General features: G+C 65.2%; 15 protein-coding genes. 13 read left to right on the top strand and 2 right to left on the bottom strand.

Annotated features, from left to right (window positions below; translation table 11 throughout):
* Positions 1 to 408 precede the first annotated feature (408 nt).
* The 6 genes from hutI (at position 409) to ACE3QM_RS06525 (ending at position 9,447) form a co-directional block, all read left to right on the top strand.
* Positions 409 to 1,656 carry an imidazolonepropionase gene (gene hutI, locus ACE3QM_RS06550; RefSeq protein WP_374421048.1) on the top strand — a complete coding sequence of 416 codons (1,248 nt, stop codon included), beginning with the start codon at positions 409 to 411 and terminating at the stop codon, positions 1,654 to 1,656.
* Positions 1,657 to 1,671: 15 nt separating this feature from the next.
* Positions 1,672 to 2,595, top strand: a complete 924-nt coding sequence (gene hutG / locus ACE3QM_RS06545; RefSeq protein ID WP_374421046.1) for a formimidoylglutamase — start codon at positions 1,672 to 1,674, stop codon at positions 2,593 to 2,595.
* A 75-nt stretch (positions 2,596 to 2,670) separates the two neighbouring features.
* Complete coding sequence (gene hutU, locus ACE3QM_RS06540; RefSeq protein WP_374421044.1) at positions 2,671 to 4,344, top strand: urocanate hydratase; 1,674 nt, start codon at positions 2,671 to 2,673, stop codon at positions 4,342 to 4,344.
* 516 nt (positions 4,345 to 4,860) lie between these two features.
* On the top strand, positions 4,861 to 6,246 hold the full coding sequence (locus ACE3QM_RS06535; RefSeq protein WP_048408497.1) for an amino acid permease: 1,386 nt from the start codon (positions 4,861 to 4,863) through the stop codon (positions 6,244 to 6,246).
* A gap of 142 nt (positions 6,247 to 6,388) precedes the next feature.
* Positions 6,389 to 7,918 (top strand): histidine ammonia-lyase, encoded by a 1,530-nt coding sequence (gene hutH / locus ACE3QM_RS06530; protein WP_231461147.1) that lies wholly within the window; start codon positions 6,389 to 6,391, stop codon positions 7,916 to 7,918.
* A gap of 191 nt (positions 7,919 to 8,109) precedes the next feature.
* On the top strand, positions 8,110 to 9,447 hold the full coding sequence (locus ACE3QM_RS06525) for a Na+/H+ antiporter family protein (RefSeq protein WP_231461146.1): 1,338 nt from the start codon (positions 8,110 to 8,112) through the stop codon (positions 9,445 to 9,447).
* A 53-nt stretch (positions 9,448 to 9,500) separates the two neighbouring features.
* On the opposite strand, the gene ACE3QM_RS06520 is transcribed toward ACE3QM_RS06525, so the two are convergent.
* Entirely contained in the window at positions 9,501 to 10,256 is a 756-nt protein-coding gene (locus tag ACE3QM_RS06520) for a BPSS1780 family membrane protein (protein ID WP_374421041.1), read from the bottom strand.
* 130 nt (positions 10,257 to 10,386) lie between these two features.
* Positions 10,387 to 10,569 carry a hypothetical protein gene (locus ACE3QM_RS06515; protein ID WP_374421039.1) on the bottom strand — a complete coding sequence of 61 codons (183 nt, stop codon included), beginning with the start codon at positions 10,567 to 10,569 and terminating at the stop codon, positions 10,387 to 10,389.
* 91 nt (positions 10,570 to 10,660) lie between these two features.
* On the opposite strand from ACE3QM_RS06515, the gene tkt reads away from it, so the two are divergent.
* The 7 genes from tkt (at position 10,661) to moaD (ending at position 18,518) form a co-directional block, all read left to right on the top strand.
* Positions 10,661 to 12,646: a transketolase gene (gene tkt, locus ACE3QM_RS06510; protein WP_048408493.1), complete on the top strand. Its 1,986-nt coding sequence runs from the start codon at positions 10,661 to 10,663 to the stop codon at positions 12,644 to 12,646.
* Between the two features lie 131 nt (positions 12,647 to 12,777).
* On the top strand, positions 12,778 to 13,788 hold the full coding sequence (gap, locus tag ACE3QM_RS06505; RefSeq protein ID WP_048408492.1) for a type I glyceraldehyde-3-phosphate dehydrogenase: 1,011 nt from the start codon (positions 12,778 to 12,780) through the stop codon (positions 13,786 to 13,788).
* A gap of 188 nt (positions 13,789 to 13,976) precedes the next feature.
* A complete protein-coding gene (locus ACE3QM_RS06500; RefSeq protein ID WP_374421037.1) occupies positions 13,977 to 15,092 on the top strand; it encodes a serine endopeptidase in 1,116 nt (371 codons plus the stop codon).
* Positions 15,079 to 16,254, top strand: a complete 1,176-nt coding sequence (locus tag ACE3QM_RS06495) for a phosphoglycerate kinase (RefSeq protein WP_374421035.1) — start codon at positions 15,079 to 15,081, stop codon at positions 16,252 to 16,254. The genes ACE3QM_RS06500 and ACE3QM_RS06495 overlap by 14 nt, the downstream gene beginning before the upstream one ends.
* Positions 16,255 to 16,348: 94 nt before the next feature.
* Positions 16,349 to 16,978, top strand: coding sequence for a LysE family translocator (locus tag ACE3QM_RS06490; protein WP_374421033.1), 630 nt, complete (start codon positions 16,349 to 16,351; stop codon positions 16,976 to 16,978).
* An 86-nt stretch (positions 16,979 to 17,064) separates the two neighbouring features.
* Complete coding sequence (gene fba, locus ACE3QM_RS06485) at positions 17,065 to 18,129, top strand: class II fructose-bisphosphate aldolase (RefSeq protein ID WP_048408488.1); 1,065 nt, start codon at positions 17,065 to 17,067, stop codon at positions 18,127 to 18,129.
* 137 nt (positions 18,130 to 18,266) lie between these two features.
* On the top strand, positions 18,267 to 18,518 hold the full coding sequence (gene moaD / locus ACE3QM_RS06480) for a molybdopterin converting factor subunit 1 (RefSeq protein ID WP_048408487.1): 252 nt from the start codon (positions 18,267 to 18,269) through the stop codon (positions 18,516 to 18,518).

Raw genomic sequence — 18,518 nt, 5'->3', positions numbered from 1 at the left:
TCTCTTCACTAGCCCATTATCGCTTACAAAAAGATCGTAAACAGGTTCTAAGAAGCTGTGCAAAGCCTGCTGCGCCGTGTGGCGTTTGCGCACTCCGGCGCTCCCGCCGCAGGGTCCGGTTTGTGCTGCCGGCCAGGCTCTGGGCCTGGCGCTGAGCGCCGGAGCCATGTTGCGGCGCAGTCGGACTCGCGATGTTCTGCGCGTCAATGTATATACAAATGGACGCTGAATTTTTCCGATCCAAGCCGCCACCACAGGGCGGCTTTTTTGTTGCTTTGCAACATCAACTGCCTGGTCTATAAGCCTATTCAGGCCATTCTACGTGTTTACAAAAATCGCGGCTGCAAACTTGACAGGCTGTCGGTATAGGATTAATTGTATATACAAATAACCTGATCGAGCCGAACCATGAACCAAGCCCAAGCGGATCGCCGCAGCCTGTGGATCAATGCCAGGCTGGCGACGATGGACCCGAACCGCCCGGCGCCGTATGGCGCGCTGGAAGGCCATGCGCTATTGCTGGAAGCCGGCCGCATCTCCGCGCTGCTGCCGGCCGCCGACATCGATCCCGCCAGCTTCGACGGCGTGGTGATCGACGCCAAGGGCGCCTGGATCACGCCCGGCTTCATCGACTGCCATACCCATCTGGTTTATGGCGGCAATCGCGCCGCCGAATGGGAAAAGCGCCTCAATGGCGTGCCTTATCAGCAGATCGCCGCCGAGGGCGGCGGCATCGTCTCCACCGTGCGCGCCACCCGGGCGCTGGACGAAGCCGGCCTGGCCGCCGCCGCCAAGCCACGCTTGCGCGCCTTGATGGCCGAGGGCGTGACCACGGTGGAGATCAAGTCCGGCTACGGCCTGAGCCTGGAAGACGAACTCAAGCAGCTGCGCGCGGCGCGGCGCTTGCAGGATGAACTGGCGGTGGAAGTGTCCGCCACCCTGCTGGCCGCCCACGCGCTGCCGCCGGAATACGCCGGCCGGCCCGACGCCTATATCGACTACATCGTCGACGTCATCCTGCCGGCCGCCGCGAGCGAGGGCCTGGCCGAGGCGGTGGACGCTTTCTGCGAAAGCGTGGGCTTCTCGCCGGCGCAGACTCGCCGCGTGTTCGAAGCGGCGCGCGCGCACGGCCTCAAGATCAAGGGCCATGTCGAGCAGCTGTCCAATCTGCACGGCGCCGAACTGGTGGCCGAGTTCGGCGGCTGGTCCGCCGATCATGTCGAATACCTGGACGCCGCCGGCGTGGCCGCGCTGAAGGCCGCCGGCACCGTGGCGGTGTTGCTGCCGGGCGCGTTCTATTTCCTGCGCGAAACCCAAAAGCCGCCGGTGGAGCTGTTGCGCGCCGCCGGCGTGCCGATGGCGGTGTCCACCGATCTCAATCCCGGCACCAGCCCGTTCGCGTCGATCCGGCTGGCGATGAACCAGGCCTGCGTGCTGTTCGGCCTGACCCCGGAAGAGGCGCTGGCCGGCGTCACCCGCCACGCGGCGCAGGCCTTGGGCCGCGGCGCCAGCCATGGCCGGCTGGCCGCCGGCCAGGTCGCCGACTTGCTGCTGTGGGACATCGATTCCCCGGCCGAGATCGTTTACGGTCTCGGCGACAATCCCTTGCGCCAGCGCGTGTTCCGCGGCGTGGCGCAGCATATGAAAGGCTGTTGAAGCATGAGCGTGGACATGAGTGTTTGGAGCGGCCGCGTCGACGCTGGCGAAGGCGATCTGGCGCGGCGCTGGCACCAACTGGCGCGGCCTTACGCCGCCGGGCTGGAGCCGGGCGTGGGCATCATCGGCTTTGTCAGCGATGAGGGCGTGCGCCGCAACCAGGGCCGCGTCGGCGCCGCCGCCGGTCCGGCGGCGATCCGCAAGGCGTTGGCCAATCTGGCTTGGCACCAGCCGCTGCCGCTGTGCGATGCCGGTGACGTGGATTGCGCCGACGGCGACCTGGACGCCGCCCATATCCGCTTGGGCGAGCGGGTGCGCCAACTGCGCGTCGACGGCCACTTTCCGCTGGTGCTGGGCGGCGGCCACGAAACCGCCTACGGCACCTGGCGCGGACTGGCCGCCGCGCATCCGGACAAGGTGATAGGCATCGTCAATTTCGATGCTCATTTCGATATCCGCGAAGCGGCCGAAGCCACCTCTGGTACCCCGTTCGCCCAAATCGCCGCCGACTGCGCGCAGGCCGGCCGCCCCTTCCATTACCTGTGCCTGGGCGTGGCCGAGCCGTCCAATACCCAGGCGCTGTTCGCCCGCGCTCGCGCGCTCGGCGTCAAATGGACGCTGGACAGCGACATGACGCTGGACACCCTGTCCACGGTGCGCAGCGCGATGATGGCCTTCGTCGATCAGGTGGACATCGTCTACCTGACCATAGACCTGGATGTATTACCCGCCAGCGTGATGCCGGCGGTTTCCGCCCCCGCCGCCATGGGGGTGGCGCTGCCCGTGGTCGAGGCCCTGGTCCGGCGCTTGGCCGAAAGCGGCAAATTGGCGGCCGCCGACCTGGTGGAACTGAACCCGGCCTTCGACATCGACAGCCACGGCGCCAAGACCGCCGCCCGGCTGGCATGGAGCATAGGCCGGCATCTGAAACAGGCTTGAACCCGTTCGTAGCGATAGCGTCATTCCCCGCCCGCCGGGCCACAACCGGCGGCGGGTTTACAAAGGAGAATACCGATGTCCGACCCGCGTTTTGATCCGACCCGCCACATCCGCGCGCCGCGCGGCAGCGAATTGACTTGCAAGAGCTGGCTGACCGAGGCCGCCTACCGCATGATCCAGAACAATCTGGACGCGGAAGTGGCCGAGCATCCGCAAAGCCTGGTGGTGTACGGCGGCATCGGCCGCGCCGCCCGCGACTGGCAGTGCTACGACACCATCCTGGACGTGCTCAAGCGTCTGGAGGACGACGAAACCCTGCTGGTGCAGTCCGGCAAGCCGGTGGGCGTGTTCAACACCCACGCCGATGCGCCGCGGGTGTTGATCGCCAACTCCAATCTGGTGCCGCACTGGGCCAACTGGGAGCACTTCAACGAGCTGGATAAGAAGGGCCTGATGATGTACGGCCAGATGACGGCCGGCTCCTGGATCTACATCGGCTCGCAAGGCATTGTGCAGGGGACTTACGAAACCTTCTTCGCCGTCGCCAACCAGCATTTCGACGGCAAGCCGCAAGGCCGCTGGATTCTGACCGGCGGCCTGGGCGGCATGGGCGGCGCCCAGCCGCTGGCCGCCACCATGGCCGGCTTCAGCATGATCGCCGTCGAATGCGACGAAACCCGCATCGATTTCCGCCTGAAAACCCGCTATGTGGACCGCAAGGCCAAGACCCTGGACGAGGCGCTGGCCATCATCGACGAGGCCAAGCACAACGGCAAGGCGGTATCGGTGGGCTTGCTGGGCAATGCCGCCGACGTGTTCGCGGAACTGGTGGCGCGCGGCATCACCCCGGATGTGGTCACCGATCAGACCTCGGCCCACGACCCGGTGCACGGCTACCTGCCGCAGGGCTGGACCGTGGAGCAATGGCGCGCCAAGCAGAAGACCTCCGCAGGCGAAATCACCGCCGCCGCCAAGAAATCGATGGCGGTGCAGGTGCGCGCGATGCTGACTTTGCAAGAGCGCGGCGCCGCCACGCTGGACTACGGCAACAACATCCGCCAGATGGCGTTGGAAGAGGGCGTGGCCAATGCCTTCGACTTCCCCGGTTTCGTGCCCGCCTATGTGCGCCCGCTGTTCTGCGAAGGCATCGGCCCCTTCCGCTGGGTGGCGCTGTCCGGCGATCCGGAAGACATCTACAAGACCGACCAGAAGGTCAAGGAACTGATCCCCGACGATCCGCACTTGCATAACTGGCTGGACATGGCCAAGGAGCGCATCAGCTTCCAGGGCCTGCCGGCGCGCATCTGCTGGGTGGGCCTGAAAGACCGCGCCCGCCTGGGCCTGGCCTTCAACGAGATGGTCAAGAACGGCGAATTGAAAGCGCCCATCGTGATCGGCCGCGACCATCTGGACTCCGGCTCGGTGGCCTCGCCCAACCGCGAGACCGAGAGCATGAAGGACGGCTCCGATGCCGTGTCCGACTGGCCGCTGCTGAACGCCTTGCTCAACACCGCCGGCGGCGCCACCTGGGTATCGCTGCATCACGGCGGCGGCGTGGGCATGGGCTTCTCCCAGCACTCCGGCGTGGTCATCGTCTGCGACGGCAGCGACGCCGCGGCCCAGCGCGTGGGCCGCGTGCTGCGCAACGATCCGGGCACCGGGGTGATGCGTCACGCCGACGCCGGCTACGAGATCGCAGAGAACTGCGCAAGAGAGCAGGGCCTGGACCTGCCGATGCTGAAACGCTGAGCACCTGCGTGCGATCAGCTGCGCGTGGTGAGGCGTCGTAATACGGGGAGCTGCGCCGCGGAATGCTATGAACATTCCGCGGTGCCAGCCGCAACGCCTTGCCTCGTTTTAGCGTGAACATGTAGTGAAGAAGGCATACCGCCGCCGCGCGCACGCCGGCGGCGGGCTGCGGCGTCTAGGCGCTAGTCCGCCTGGACGCCGTCATCCCGACCGAACAAGCTGAATTCAAAACAAGCGGCGGGAGCAGTAAAGCGTGTTGCAAAGGAAAAAAACCAGTCATGTTGTCCTTGCCTGTCCACTGAGACGCACTGGCGCGTCCGCGCCTGTTGTCCGCGTGTTTCGTCATGGCCCGCCGCGCGTTCGCGCTGCGCGGCCTTGTGGTCCGCCGCCGCTGGCCCTACAGTTTGCCGGCGCTTGACTGACTGCGCAGCGAAACATGCCGGGCCGCGGGAGGCGGCGTAGCGGGCGCATCCGCGTCCGGCCGGCAAGCACAGCCATGCCAAGGAGGAGAGAGAGATGCAAACACAAACGCTGACGCGCGGCCTGTCCGCCCGTCACATCCGTTTCATGGCGCTGGGGTCGGCCATCGGCACCGGCTTGTTCTACGGTTCGGCGGCGGCGATACAGATGGCCGGTCCGGCGGTATTGCTGGCCTATTTGATCGGCGGCGCCGCCGTCTACATGGTGATGCGCGCGCTGGGCGAAATGGCGGTGCACAATCCGGTGGCCGGTTCCTTCGGCCATTACGCCACCAGCTATCTGGGACCCTTGGCCGGGGTGATCACCGGCTGGACCTATGCCTTCGAGATGATCATCGTCTGCCTGGCCGACGTGACCGCCTTCGGCATCTATATGAGCTTGTGGTTTCCGGAAGTGGACCGCTGGATCTGGGTGCTGAGCATCATCTTCTTCATCGGCGCCTTGAATCTGTGCAGCGTCAAGGTGTTCGGCGAGATGGAGTTCTGGCTGTCCATCGTCAAGGTGGGCGCCATCGTCGCGATGATACTCGGCGGCGTGGCCATCATCCTGTTCGGCTTCGGCAGCGCCGAGGCCAGCGGCCTGCACAATCTGTGGTCGCACGGCGGCTTCATGCCCAATGGCTGGGGCGGGGTGATCGCCTCGCTGGCGGTGGTGATGTTCGCCTTCGGCGGCATCGAGATCATCGGCATCTCCGCCGGCGAGGCGCAGAATCCGCAGCAGACCATTCCGCGCGCGATCAACGCGGTGCCGGTGCGCATTCTGCTGTTCTACGTGCTGACGCTGACGGTGCTGATGTCGATTTATCCGTGGCCGCAGATCGGCAGCCAGGGCAGCCCCTTCGTGCAAATCTTCGAGAGCCTGGGCATTCCCGCCGCCGCCCATATCCTGAACGCGGTGGTGATCTCGGCGGCGATCTCGGCGATCAACAGCGACATCTTCGGCGCCGGACGCATGTTGTATGGCATGGCGCGCCAGGGTCAGGCGCCGCAGAGCTTCGCCAAGCTGTCGTCCAACGGCGTGCCGTGGATGACGGTGCTGGTGATGGCGGCCGCGCTGCTGGTGGGCGTGGTGCTGAATTACCTGATGCCCAAGGATGTGTTCCTGCTGATCGCGTCCATCGCCACCTTCGCCACGGTGTGGGTGTGGCTGATGATTCTGCTGGCCCAGGTGGCGATGCGTCGCAAGATGAGCAAGGAGGAAGCCGCGGAATTGAAGTTCCCGGTGCCGTTCTGGCCTTACGCGCCGCTGGCGGCGATTGGTTTCATGCTGTTCGTCATCGGCGTGCTCGGCTACTTCGAGGACACTCGCTCCGCGCTGCTGGTTGGCGCCGCTTGGGTGGCGCTGGTGGTGGCCGGCCACTTCCTGTGGAGCCGGGTGCTGGCGCCCGGCGCGGAGGCGGAGGCTCAGCGCGACGCCGCCTAAAGGCGCGCATCGACGTTTTTTGTCCGGCGGGCGCGGGCTCGCCGGAATACTCAAGCCGCTTGCCGGCAGGGCGCGATAACACAAGACCAGCGCTCACCGCGGCCAGCGGCGCTGCAAACGCTTTATGAAGGAGAGTATTCAGATGGTATTGAACATTGTTCCCGGCACGCTCAGCCTGGCCGAGTTGCGCCGCGTTTCACGTGAAACCAGCCTGCAACTGCAACTGGACCCGTCCAGCCACGCCGCCATCGACGCCTCCGCCGCCACCGTGGCGCGGGTGCTGTCCGAAGGCCGCACCGCCTACGGCATCAACACCGGTTTCGGCCTGTTGGCCAATACCCGCATCGCGCCGGAAGAGCTGGAGCTGCTGCAGCGTTCCATCGTGCTGTCTCACGCCGCCGGCATCGGCGCGCCTATGGACGAGTCCACCGTGCGCCTGGTGATGGCCTTGAAGATCAACTCGCTGGCGCGCGGTTTTTCCGGCATCCGCCGGCTGGTGATCGAGGCGCTGATCACCTTGTTCAATCAGCGCATCTACCCGGTGATTCCGCAGAAGGGCTCGGTGGGCGCGTCCGGCGATCTGGCGCCGCTGTCGCATATGAGCGCGGTGCTGATCGGCGAGGGCGAAGCCTTCGTCAACGGTACTCGCGTGCCGGGCGCGGTGGCGATGCGTTCCGCCGGCCTGGAGCCCATCACCCTGGCGCCCAAGGAAGGCCTGGCCTTGCTGAACGGCACCCAGGCGTCCACCGCCTTCGCGCTGGAAGGCCTGTTCGCCGCGGAAGACCTGTACGCCTCGGCCTCGGTGGCCGGCGCGCTGTCGGTGGAGGCCGCCTTGGGCAGCCGCACCCCGTTCGACGAGCGCATCCACGCGGTGCGCGGCCACGCCGGCCAGATCGACGCCGCCCGCGTTTACCGCAGCCTGTTGGAGCATAGCGAGATCGAGCATTCGCACGAAAACTGCGGCAAGGTGCAGGACCCGTATTCGCTGCGCTGCCAGCCGCAAGTGATGGGCGCCTGCCTGACCCAGATCCGCCAGGCCGCCGCGGTGCTGGTGGTGGAAGCCAACTCGGTGTCCGACAACCCGCTGGTGTTCGCCGCCGACAACGACATCCTGTCCGGCGGCAACTTCCACGCCGAGCCGGTGGCCTTCGCCGCCGACAACCTGGCGCTGGCGCTGGCCGAAATCGGTTCGCTGTCCGAACGCCGGATGGCGCTGCTGATCGACAGCAATCTGTCCAAGCTGCCGCCCTTCCTGGTCAATAACGGCGGGGTCAACTCCGGCTTCATGATCGCCCAGGTCACCGGCGCGGCCTTGGCTTCGGAAAACAAATCGCTGGCGCATCCGGCCTCGGTGGACAGCCTGCCCACCTCGGCCAACCAGGAAGACCATGTGTCGATGGCCACTTTCGCCGGCCGCCGTCTGCGCGACATGGCTGGCAACACCGCCGGCATCCTGGCGGTGGAACTGCTGGCCGCCTGCCAGGGCGTGGACTTCCGCGCGCCGCACAAGACCTCGGCCAAGCTGGAAGCGGCCAAGGCCGAATTGCGCGAACAGGTGAGCTTCTACGACAAGGACCGCTACTTCGCGCCGGATATCGAGAAAGCCGCCGCGCTGGTGGCCAGCGGTTCCTACAACCGCTTTGTCGAAGCCGGCCTGCTGCCGTCGCTGTAATCACGAGATCGCCAGCCGCCTCTGCACGGAGGCGGCTGGTGTTTTCGCATCCGCGCGGGGTTTGACGCGCGGAACAGAATGAAGAACCAGCAGGCAATGATCTGTGGAGTTCGGGGATAGGAGCCCGGCGACGCCGGGACGCCAGACTATCGATGCGCCCGCCATTGACGGGCGCCGACGAGGAGATTCCCATGAATGCCGTGGTCTTAGCCGTGTTGGTGATGATGGCCTTGAGCCTGTCGCGGGTGCCGGTGGTGCTGGCCCTGATTCTTTCCGCCGCCATTGGCGGCATTTACGCAGGCATGTCGCCAGAGGCGGTGGTGCGAGCGTTCAACGGCGGCTTGGGCGCCGGCGCGCCGGTGGCGCTGGCCTATGCCACCCTGGGCGCTTTCGCCATCGCGCTGTCGCGCACCGGCATCGTGCAAGGCTTGTCGGGCCGGATCGTCGGCTACATCCAGAACGGAGGACACTCCGAGCGCATGCTGCGCGTGGTCAAGTGGAGCTTGCTGGCCTGTCTGGTGCTGGCCGGCTTCGCCTCGGGCACCGTCATCCCGGTGCATATCGCCTTCATTCCCATCCTGGTGCCGCCCTTGTTGCTGGTGATGAACCGGCTGCGACTGGACCGGCGCGCGGTGGCCTGCGCCATCACCTTCTCCATTACCGTGATGTATATGACGATGCCGATCGGCTTCGGCTCGATTTTCCTAAACGATATCCTGGTGGGCAACATCAATAAGGCCGGCGCGGCCAGCGGTTTTCAAGTCGGCTTGAGCGCGGCGCCGCTGGCGATGCTGATTCCGGCGTCGGGCATGGTGTTTGGCCTGGCGCTGGCCTTGCTGTTCAGTTACCGGCGGCCGCGGCATTACCAGGACGTCGCCGTGGCTGGCGGCGAGCGCGGCAGCGTCAAACTGGGGCTATGGCAGCGGGTATCGATTGGCGCGGCCTTGCTGCTGTCCCTGCTGGCGCAGCTGTGGACCGGCTCCATGGTGTTCGGCGGCCTGGTGGGCTTCGCCTTGATTTCCGGTTCCGGAGTGATGCGCTGGACCGAACTGGACAGCCATTTCACCCAGGGCATGCGCTTGATGGCCCAGGTGGGTTTCATCATGATCGCCGCCGCGGGCTTCGCCAGCGTGATGAACGCCAGCGGCGATGTCCAGTCGCTGGTTCGCTCCTCGGTGGACCTGATCGGCGACAATCGCGGGCTGGCCGCTTTCATGATGCTGCTGGTGGGGCTGTTGATCACCATGGGGATAGGCTCGTCCTTCTCCACCGTGCCCATCATCGCGTCCATCTATGTGCCGCTGGCCTTGGGTTTCGGGTTTTCCGAACTGGCCATCGTCTCCTTGGTCGGCACCGCCGCGGCGCTGGGCGACGCCGGCTCGCCGGCATCCGACTCCACGCTGGGGCCGACCGCCGGCCTGAACGCCGATGGCCAGCATGATCATATGTGGGGAACGGTGGTGCCCACCTTCCTGCACTTCAACCTGCCCTTGCTGGGCTTTGGCTGGATCGCCGCGATGCTGCTGTGAGGGCATGAAAAAGCCCCGCTGGGCGGGGCTTGATATGGGGAAGTGAGCCGGGTTTAGAACACCACCGGCTCGTCCGGACGCGTCGGCGCCGCGGATTGGCCGAAGATATCCTTCCAGCCGGTGTAGGCGGTCACGTACAGCACCGGGAACCACAGCAACAGGCCCAGGCCCAGCGGAATCATCGCGATGAAGGCCAGCACCGCCAGCATCAGACCGCTGACCAGCACCGCGCCCCAGTTGGCGAGGCCGGCCTGCAGGCTGGTGCGTATCGCCTGCCACGGACCCAGCTGCTGCAGCGTGACCAGCGCCGGCGCGAACCAGTAAGCCAGGCTGACCAGGAACACGGCCACGCCGCCGATGAAGGCGGCCAGCGCGATGGGGCCGGCGATCACCGGGATCGCGTTGGGATCGCTCTTGCTGACGCTGATGCCCAGCACGCCCATCAGCAGGCCCAGCGCAATGCCGATGACGATCAGGATGGCCAGGTAGAGCATGCCCACATTGATCAGCGGCCGCAGCGCGGTCTTGAAGCCGGCGAATAGATCGCCCAGCTCCAGCTCCGCTCCTTGCTCGCTCTTTTTCGCCGCCAGGATGAAGCCGGCGGCGAACACCGGCGCCAGGAAGAAGGACAGCGGGCCGCCCAGCAGCGGGATCATGCTGACGATGAAGTTGATCACCAGATAAGCCAGCGCCAGCAGAATCCAGGTCAGCGGTTGCTGGCGGACAATGTAGAACGCTTCCACGATCCAGCGCCAGCCGCGGCTGAACGCGACTTTGCGCGGCATGGGCAGCGCGTCGAATGATTGCATCGAAATCTCCAAAAAGGTTTTGCCACTCGGGGTTGCGGCGCTCGCGCGCCATCAAGATGGACCCAGACTGACCATGATTCGCGTTCCGGGTTTCTTCGGAAGCGTGTTTGCCCTGCATTCTGCCCGTTTGTCATCGACAATGCCGGTCGCAGCGTCGACGACAGGTTTTTGATTCGAAATGCATTTTTGCCATTTGCGGCATTATCCGGCAAAACGGCGCTGTTCGGCGGTTTTTCGCGCCCGGCCATGCCGCCGCATTATTTTGCGCGGCGCGGCGGTTGCCGCCAATGGTGAAAATCAGCGATAATTCCATGATTTTGCGACGGTTGATCCATGCCGGAGGCATGTTTCGGATGGCGCTGCCGTCGTCCCGGTTTCCACACAAGTCTTGAGGTTTTCCCGAAATGGTCACCCGTACCGAGCTTGCCAACGCCATCCGCTTCCTGTCCATGGATGCCGTTGAAAAAGCCAAATCCGGTCACCCCGGCGCCCCGATGGGGATGGCAGACATCGCGGAAGTTTTGTGGCGCGATCACCTGAAACATAACCCGGCCAATCCCAACTGGCCAGACCGCGACCGCTTCGTGCTGTCCAATGGTCACGGTTCCATGTTGATCTACAGCCTGTTGCACCTCTCCGGCTACGACCTCTCCATCGAAGACCTCAAGCAGTTCCGTCAGCTCCACTCCAAGACTCCCGGCCATCCCGAATACGGCTACGCTCCCGGCATTGAAACCACCACCGGCCCGCTGGGCCAGGGCATCACCAACGCGGTGGGCATGGCGCTGGCCGAGAAAATGCTGGCGGCGCAGTTCAACCGCGACGGCCATCAAATCGTCGACCACCACACCTATGCCTTCCTGGGCGACGGCTGCCTGATGGAAGGCATCAGCCACGAAGCCTGCTCGCTGGCCGGCACTTGGGGCCTGAACAAGCTGATCGCCTTCTGGGACGATAACGGCATCTCCATCGACGGCCACGTGGAAGGCTGGTTCACCGACGATACCCCGGCCCGCTTCGAAGCCTACGGCTGGCAGGTGATCAAGAACGTCAACGGTCACGACCCGGTGGAAGTGGCCACCGCCATCGCCACCGCGCAGAAGGAAGGCGCGCGTCCGACGCTGATCTGCTGCAAGACCACCATCGGCTTTGGCGCGCCCACCAAGCAGGGCAGCCACGATTGCCACGGCTCGCCGCTGGGCGCGGCCGAAATCGCCGCCGCGCGCGAAGGCCTGAACTGGCCGCACGCGCCGTTCGAAATCCCGGCCGAGATCTACGCCGAGTGGAGCGCGCGCGACAAGGGCGCGCTGGCCGAGATCGAATGGAACAAGCGCTTTGACGCCTACCGCGCCGCCTTCCCGGAACTGGCCGCCGAATTCAGCCGCCGCATGAGCGGCGAACTGCCGGCTGGCTGGGAAGAGGCCAAGGCCGCCGCGCTGGCCAAGATCGCCGACGCCGCCCAGACCGTGGCCACCCGCAAGGCAAGCCAGATCGCGCTGGAAGCGCTGTCGCCGGTGCTGCCGGAATTCGTCGGCGGTTCCGCCGACCTGACCGGCTCCAACCTGACCAACTGGTCCGGCTCCAAGTGGATAGACCACGACGGCCAGGGCAATTACATCAGCTACGGCGTGCGCGAGTTCGGCATGGCCGCCATCATGAACGGCATGACCCTGCACGGCGGCCTGCGTCCGTACGGCGGCACCTTCCTGATGTTCAGCGAATACGCGCGCAACGCCTTGCGCATGGCTTCGCTGATGAAGATCAACCCGATCTTCGTGTTCACCCACGATTCCATTGGCCTGGGCGAAGACGGCCCCACCCACCAGCCGGTGGAGCAAGTGGCCACGCTGCGCTACATCCCCAACCACCACACCTGGCGCCCGTGCGACACCGCCGAAACCGCGGCGGCCTGGGCGCACGCCGTCGAGCAGAAGACCACGCCGAGCAGCATGGTGCTGAGCCGCCAGAATCTGCCCTTCGTTGTCCGCGACGCGGCGCAGCTGGCCGCGATCCAGAAGGGCGGCTATGTGCTGCGCGACGCCGCCGGCGCCCGCGCGGTGCTGATCGCCACCGGTTCCGAAGTGGAACTGGCGCTGAAGGCGCAGGACGCGCTGGCGGCGGAAGGCATCGCCGTGCGCGTGGTGTCGATGCCGTGCACCAATGTGTTCGACCGGCAGGACAAGGCCTGGCGCGACAGCGTGCTGCCGGCCGGCCTGCCGCGGCTGGCGATCGAAGCCGGTCATCCGGACTTCTGGCGCAAATACGTGGGCCTGGACGGCGACGTGGTCGGCATCGATCACTTCGGCGAATCCGCCCCGGCGCCGCAGCTGTTCCAGGCCTTCGGCTTCACCGTCGACAATGTAGTGGCCAAGACCAAAGCGCTGCTGTGATGTAAAGACAGGCCATTGCGAAAGCAATGGCCTTTTGTTCGCCGTTTCATGTAGTGGACGCACTACACAACACGCGGAGCGCCGGCCGGGAAACCGGGCGCTCCGGATCGTCCTCCAGGAGATTTAGAAGCATGACTATCCGCATCGCCATCAATGGTTACGGCCGCATCGGCCGCCAGGTACTGCGCGCCATCTACGAAAACCAGCTGCATGACGATTTCAAGGTAGTGGCCGTCAACGCCACCGGCGATCTCAACATCAATGCCCACCTGACCAAGTTCGACACCGTGCACGGCCGCTTCCCCGGCGAGGTCGAGCAGGACGACGCCCACCTGATCCTGAACGGCGACAAAATCCCGTTCTTCAGCACCCGCAACCCGGCGGAACTGCCGTGGAAGGCATTGGACGTGGACCTGGTGCTGGAATGCACCGGCGCCTTCACCAGCAAGGAAAAGTGCCAGGCCCACCTGGACGCCGGCGCCAAGAAGGTGCTGATTTCCGCGCCGGGCGGCGACGATGTCGACGCCACCATCGTTTACGGCGTCAACCACGACGTGCTGAAGCCGGAAATGACCGTGGTGTCCAATGCCAGCTGCACCACCAACTGCCTGGCCCCGGTGGCCAAGGCGCTGCACCAGGCCATCGGCATCAAGAAAGGCCTGATGACCACCATCCACGCCTTCACCAACGACCAGGTGCTGACCGACGTCAAGCACAAGGACCTGCGCCGCGCCCGCTCCGCCACCGACAATATGATTCCGACCAAGACCGGCGCGGCCAAGGCCGTGGGCCTGGTGCTGCCGGAACTGAAGGGCAAGCTGGACGGCTTCTCGGTGCGCGTGCCCACCATCAACGTGTCGCTGGTGGACCTGACTTTCAGCGCTGCGCGCGATACCACCAAGGACGAGGTCAACGACATCCTGAAGGAAGCGTCCAACGGCGCGATGAAGGGCATTCTCGGCTACAACACCCTGCCGCTGGTGTCCGGCGACTTCAACCACACCGAGGAAGCCTCCACCTTCGATTCCACGCTGACCAAGGTGACTGGCGGCAATATGGTGAAAGTGCTGGCCTGGTACGACAATGAATGGGGTTTCAGCTGCCAGATGCTGCGCACCGCGCGCGCGATGTTCGCCTGCTGATGAGGAAGTGATCCAGGCAATCCGGGCCGGCAGCGTGCTGCCGGCCCGGATTTTTTTGCGTCCGCTAGCGCGGGCGCTACATCCACCGGCATTTGATTGGTGTTAAGGTAGGGCCGTTTTTTTGGCATACACTGGCCGGGCGATCACCGATATCGCCCCCGCTGAACCCGCCGCCACAGGAGAGCAGCATGCGACAAAACCAAGCACTGTCCCGCCCGGAAAAATGGGTCCGGCTGGCCTCCTGGCTGGTGGCCTTGGTGTTCGCCGGTTTCCTGTCCAATCTGGGCGAATTGGTGATCCGCGATCTGTTCTACGTGCCGGACGGCGGCCCGCCGCAGCTGGAAACGTTGCAACAGCAGGCCGGCATCGAGCCGCTGCGGCAGCGGCAGCAGACGCTGCAGCGCCAGAACGACGCGCAGCGCGCCCAGTTGGAAAACCTCGGCGCCACCCGCGAGCAGCTGGAGCGCAATTACCAGACCCAGCGCAAGGGCCTGGCCAACTGGCTGGCCAGCCGCGCCACCAGCGCCGATCCGCAGCAAAGCGCCGAAGTCAGCCGCCGCACCCGGGAACTGGACGCCCTGCAGGCGCAGATCCTGCAATGGCAGCAGAAGGAAGACCGGGCGAGCGACGGCCTGCGCGCGCTGGAGCAGCGCCGGCAAACGCTGCAAGAAGAGATCGCCAAGGTGGATGCCGTCGCCCAGGACCGTTACCAGCAGGCTTACCAGCGTTTCGAATTGAAAGTGTTCCTGCTGCGGCTGGCGGTGATCCTGCCGCTGCTGTTGCTGGCGGTATGGTTGTTCAGCCGCTATCGGACGCATCGTTACTGGTTCTTCGTTTACGGTTTCGGCCTATTCGCGCTGTTTGCCTTCTTCGTCGAGCTGCTGCCCTATCTGCCCAATTTCGGCGGCTATGTGCGGCTGGCGGTGGGCATCGCGCTGACCGTGTTCGCCGGCCTGCGCATGATCCAGGCCTTCCAGCGCTACGCCGAGAAAAAGCGCGCCGAACTGCAGCAAAGCCAGAGCGAGCGCGCGCGCCACGTGGCCTACGCCCAGGCCTTGGGCGCCTACCAGAAGAAAACTTGCCCGTCCTGCGACCATCAATACAATATTGCCGGCGACGACGCCGATTACTGCGTGCATTGCGGCCTGCAGCTGTTCCGCGGCTGCGACTGCGGCGCGCGCAATTTCGCCTTTTTTCCGTACTGCAAAAAATGCGGCCGCCCTGGCGCCAAGCCGGAGCCTGCGCCGATGAATCAATCGACAAGCGAATCCAAACCCGAGCGAGCGAACGATGAAATTCAATAAACTTTCCGAACAGGCCCTGGCCGGCAAGCGCGTGCTGATCCGCGTGGACATGAACGTGCCGGTGAAAAACGGCGTTATCGGCGACGACACCCGCATCCGCGCCAGCCTGCCGTCCATCGAGCTGTGCCTGAAGGCCGGCGCCGGCGTGATCCTGATGACCCATCTGGGCCGCCCCACCGAGGGCGAGCCCAAGCCGGAAGACAGCCTGGCGCCGGTGGTGGAGCGTCTGTCCAGCCTGCTGGGCCGGCCGGTGCGCCTGGTGACGGACTGGCAGTCCGGTTTCAGCGTGGCGCCCGGTGAAGTGGCGATGCTGGAAAACGTGCGCCTGAACAAGGGCGAGAAAAAGAACAACGCCGATCTGGGCCGCGCTTACGCCGCCTTGTGCGATGTGTTCGTCAACGACGCCTTCGGCACCGCCCACCGCGCCGAAGCCTCCACCCACGCGGTGGCCCAGTTCGCGCCGGCCGCCTGCGCCGGCGTGCTGCTCTCCGCGGAACTGGAAGCGCTGGGCAAGGCCTTGCAAGCGCCGGCGCGACCGCTGGTGGCCATCGTCGCCGGCTCCAAGGTGTCGACCAAGCTGACCATTCTGGAATCGCTGGCCGACAAGGTGGACCAGTTGATCGTCGGCGGCGGCATCGCCAACACCTTCCTGCTGGCCGAGGGCAAGGCCATAGGCAAATCGTTGGCCGAGGCCGAACTGGTGGACGAAGCCAAAAAGGTGATCGCCAAGATCCGCGCCCGCGGCGGCGATGTGCCGCTGCCGGCTGACGTGGTCTGCGCCAAGGAGTTCGCCGAAACCGCCGCCGCCGTCACCAAGAGCGCGGCGGAGGTGGAGGCCGACGACATGATTCTGGACATCGGCCCGGATTCCGCGCAGGCCTTGGCCGCCATCATCGCCAAGGCCGGCACCGTGGTGTGGAACGGCCCGGTGGGCGTGTTCGAGTTCGAGCAGTTCGGCGGCGGCACCAAGACCCTGGCCCAGGCCATCGCGGCGTCGCCGGCCTTCTCCATCGCCGGCGGCGGCGACACCCTGGCGGCGATCGCCAAGTACGGCATCACCGACGATATCAGCTACATCTCCACCGGCGGCGGTGCCTTCCTGGAGTTCCTGGAAGGCAAGGAACTGCCGGCGGTGGCGATCCTGGCCGAGCGCGCCGGCTGAGAATGGGGAAAAAGGCTATCGGGATGAATGGCTTGCGTTACACTGCCTAATTCAACGCCGTTGCATCCCGATGGCCCACCCGCCGGAGATATCCATGTCGCTCAATACCTGGTTGCTGTTCGTCACCACCGTGTTTTTCGTCTCGGCCACGCCCGGCCCCAATATGCTGCTGGCGATGACCCACGGCATCCATTACGGGGTGCGGCGCACGCTGATGACTTGTTTTGGCCTGATGACAGCGCTGGGTTTGATCATGTTCGGCTCCGCCGCCGGGCTGGGCGCGCTGCTGGCCACCTCCGAACTGCTGTTTTCCTTGGTAAAATACGCCGGCGCCGCGTATTTGATCTATCTGGGGATCAAGACCTGGCGTAGCCAGCCGCAGCCGGTGGAGGAAATCCGCGAGGCGGCGACCGGCAAGCACACGCCCTGGGGCATGTTCCGCACCGGCTTTCTGGTGGCGATGAGCAATCCCAAGGCCTTTATCTTTTTTACCGCGCTGTTCCCGCAGTTCATGAACGCGCAGCAGCCGCAGGGGCCGCAGCTGGCGATCCTGGCGGCGACGTTTTACGTGATCGAGGCGTCGTGGCAGCTGGCTTACGCCGGCGGCGGCGCGCGTTTGGCCGGCTGGCTGAACAGCGCGCGGCGCCTCAAGCTGGTCAACAAGGTATCCGGCGGCGCTTTCGTCGGCGCCGGCCTGTTGTTGTCCAGCGTGTCCAGACACTGAATTGATGAATTCGCCTCGGGCCGCCGCGCGGTCCGGGCGCCAACCATGCTCCGCCCCGGCGGAGCAGTTTGCGGAGATTGAACACCATGGCTCTCGTTTCCATGCGTCAGCTGCTGGACCACGCAGCGGAATTCGGCTACGGCCTGCCGGCCTTCAACGTCAACAACCTGGAGCAGATGCGCGCCATCATGGAGGCCGCCGACAAGGTGGACGCCCCGGTGATCGTGCAGGCCTCCGCCGGCGCGCGCAAATACGCCGGCGCGCCCTTCCTGCGCCACATGATCCTGGCCGCGGTGGAAGAATTCCCGCACATCCCGGTGGTGATGCACCAGGACCACGGCACCAGCCCGGACGTATGCCAGCGCTCGATCCAGCTCGGCTTCTCCTCGGTGATGATGGACGGCTCGCTGAAGAGCGACGGCAAGACCCCGGCCGATTACGCCTACAACGTCGATGTCACTCGCACCGTGGTTAATTTCGCCCACGCCTGCGGCGTGTCGGTGGAAGGCGAGATCGGCTGCCTGGGCAGCCTGGAAACCGGCATGGCCGGCGAAGAGGACGGCGTGGGCGCCGAAGGCGTGCTCGACCATAGCCAGCTGCTGACCGATCCGGAAGAAGCCGCCCAGTTCGTCAAGGACACCGGCGTGGACGCGTTGGCGATCGCCATCGGCACCAGCCACGGCGCTTACAAGTTCAGCAAGAAGCCCACCGGCGACGTGCTGCGCATCGACCGCATCAAGGAAATCCACGCGCGCATCCCCAATACCCACCTGGTGATGCACGGCTCCTCCAGCGTGCCGCAGGAATGGCTGCAGATCATCAACGAGTTCGGCGGCGATCTGGGCGAAACCTACGGCGTGCCGGTGGAAGAGATCGTGGAAGGCATCAAGCACGGCGTGCGCAAGGTCAATATCGACACCGACCTGCGCCTGGCCTCCACTGGCGCGATCCGCCGCTTCCTGGCGCAGCACCCGGCCGAGTTCGATCCGCGCAAATATCTGAAAGTGTCCACCGACGCGATGCGCGACATCTGTATCGCCCGCTACGAGGCCTTCGGCTCCGCTGGTCAGGCCAGCAAGATCAAGGCGATCAACCTGGACACCATGGCCAATAAATACCTGAAGGGCGAACTGGCGCAGATCGTTAAGTAAAGATCCGCTGCTCTTCCCCTACGAGCCCGCCGCGTGCGGGCTTTTTTGCGGACAGGCCTAGCCACCTTGACGTATTGGAGGCCCGGCGCGGATTGCTTACACTGCGGTATCCGCTCAATTGTGAACAGAGGCAGGCGATGAAACTGAGTCTTTTGTATTTTGCCCGCTTGCGGGACGAATTCGGTCTGGAGAGCGAACACCTGGACAGCGAGGCGGCCACGGTGGCGGACTTGCTGGTGGAACTGCGGCTGCGCGGCGAGGCCTGGACGCGGGAATTGGCCGCCGACCGGGTGTTCCGCGTGGCGGTGAACCAGCAAATGGCGCGGCTGGACACGGTGTTGAAGGATGGCGACGAAGTGGCGGTGTTCCCGCCGGTGACCGGAGGTTGA

Source organism: Chromobacterium sp. (assembly GCF_041912965.1).
Taxonomy (GTDB): domain Bacteria; phylum Pseudomonadota; class Gammaproteobacteria; order Burkholderiales; family Chromobacteriaceae; genus Chromobacterium; species Chromobacterium aquaticum.
Note: the sequence above shows the minus strand (reverse complement) of the source record. Positions and strands in the feature narration are given on the sequence as shown.